Here is a 1,781-nt window from a genome sequence, read left to right as displayed (position 1 = left end):
GCGGAATGGCTCATTGCTGTTACTAAGATTCTGGATAAATACGTCTATTTCTCACGTCTTGATATCCCAAAAGTTGGTTAATCAACAGGCGTGAAGTAACACAAAACTATTTTAAATCAAGAAAGATAGCAGAAGAAAATATTAAAAAAGTTACATACACGTTTGACGAACTATTTGGTAACTTTGATTTGTCGCCTTCAAAAAAATCATCTAACTAAAAAAATGAAACAAATTTCCATTAAATTAGATTGGTAACTCACTTTTGAAAAGTTGAACAGGGTATGGTTAGCAAAAGCATCGCAAGCAGTGGTATTTGGGGGATTAAGGTATATTGACGGATTTCAAACGATTCAAAGATTACAAGCGAGAGTCTCAGGTGACGAACAATACGGCGAGTTATTCCTCTGAAAGGCCTGAAGAATTGAGGATGATGTTTCAAATGAAAAAGGCTAGTGTTATTTTTAGTTGCATTATGATGTTAGTAGTTCTTAATGCTTGTGCCCCAACGGACAAGGAAGCCTCATCTAAACAGGGAATTGTGACAGAACAGGAAACATCGTCTACCAAATCCGGTGTGAATTCCGCAAGCGAATCCGTATATAAACCGGTTGACAGTGTACCAAAAATCTCCTATGAAGCTCTCGAACGAATCAATAAGAAATTTACTCAGGTTATTTCAAGCAAAATAGAGGAATTCAAGAAGTCCGTCGAAAAATATGAGAATCATAAAAGCAATTTCAATCTGATCGAAGCGATTATCAGCGGCAGTGTTTTTAATGGATATCAAATCATCGACGAAGAGACGGCCTTTTGGATTACCAAGCAACAAAAGTACTTAGCTGAACAATTGGATTCCTTTTCCTTGGTCTATTCGGATACTTCGTCAGAAGGTATTCAGTTTGTAGCCATTGTCCAGCCGTCAATGAGTAATAGCTTTAAAAATTACCGGGAGGCGATTGGTCAACTGAGGGGGGATGAGAAGGAGATGGGCGTATTGTCCGAAATTGGGTTCGAGAAGCCTGATCATTATTTTGCGGTAGACATCTTGGCAAAAGATTTGCTGGACATCCATGAGCAAATTGAGATTATGGATATGTATCTAACAGTCGAAGGGGGCAAAAAAGTACCTTACGTCAAAGAAAAAAACGAAAGCAAGGGATTGGAGAAAATACTAAGTACATACAACAGGGAAGTTAACGCTTCCAGCCTGATGAAGAAAAATGATTGGAACCTTTATCTTTTCAAAGACCCAATTTTTGTTCCCGAAATGATCGTAATTGAAGTAAAAGGCATGTCAGAAAAGACAAAGAAAATAAATTTGAAGAGAACTGCATTTTAGAATGGATTCAAGTCAGTTGAGGCTCAGGGAACAAGCAGGCGTCGGCTAACCTAATCGCTCTAAACTCTTTGCTCTTACTATGAAGCTCTCGAACTATATAGTTGCAAGCACTTGAAAACACTTAGCAGTGATTTCAGGTGCTTTTTGCGTCAAAAGATCTTAAAGGAACAGCAGCTTTTTCAAATAATGAGTCAAATGAAACAGAATCAGGAACCGGGACATGATAAAATGGAAAGAGCATACATTCTTCTTTTAGAGCAGGGCCATTTTTTTGTACATGTTACAGATCTTAGCCGAGAAAGCCCTTACCTTTAGGCATGGGATGAATCGGCTCAGGGCAAGGGCTGTCTTTAGACAGCTTAATTGTCCTACATTGTTTCATGTTGTTGCAGTTTTTATGTTTAAACTGACGCAATCGGTGTATGGGATAACAATATAGAAG

The 1,781-nt window shown here is 38.2% G+C and carries 1 protein-coding gene; it reads left to right on the top strand.

Features of this window, described 5'->3' with window-relative positions:
- Positions 1 to 331 precede the first annotated feature (331 nt).
- A complete protein-coding gene (locus BLO51_RS28260) occupies positions 332 to 1,339 on the top strand; it encodes a hypothetical protein (RefSeq protein WP_090677477.1) in 1,008 nt (335 codons plus the stop codon).
- The last annotated feature ends 442 nt before the right edge of the window (positions 1,340 to 1,781 follow it).

It is taken from the genome of Paenibacillus tianmuensis, assembly GCF_900100345.1.
Classification (GTDB): Bacteria; Bacillota; Bacilli; order Paenibacillales; family NBRC-103111; genus Paenibacillus_G; species Paenibacillus_G tianmuensis.
The sequence above is the reverse complement of the archived record's forward strand: the minus strand, read 5'-3'. Positions and strand labels throughout refer to the sequence as shown.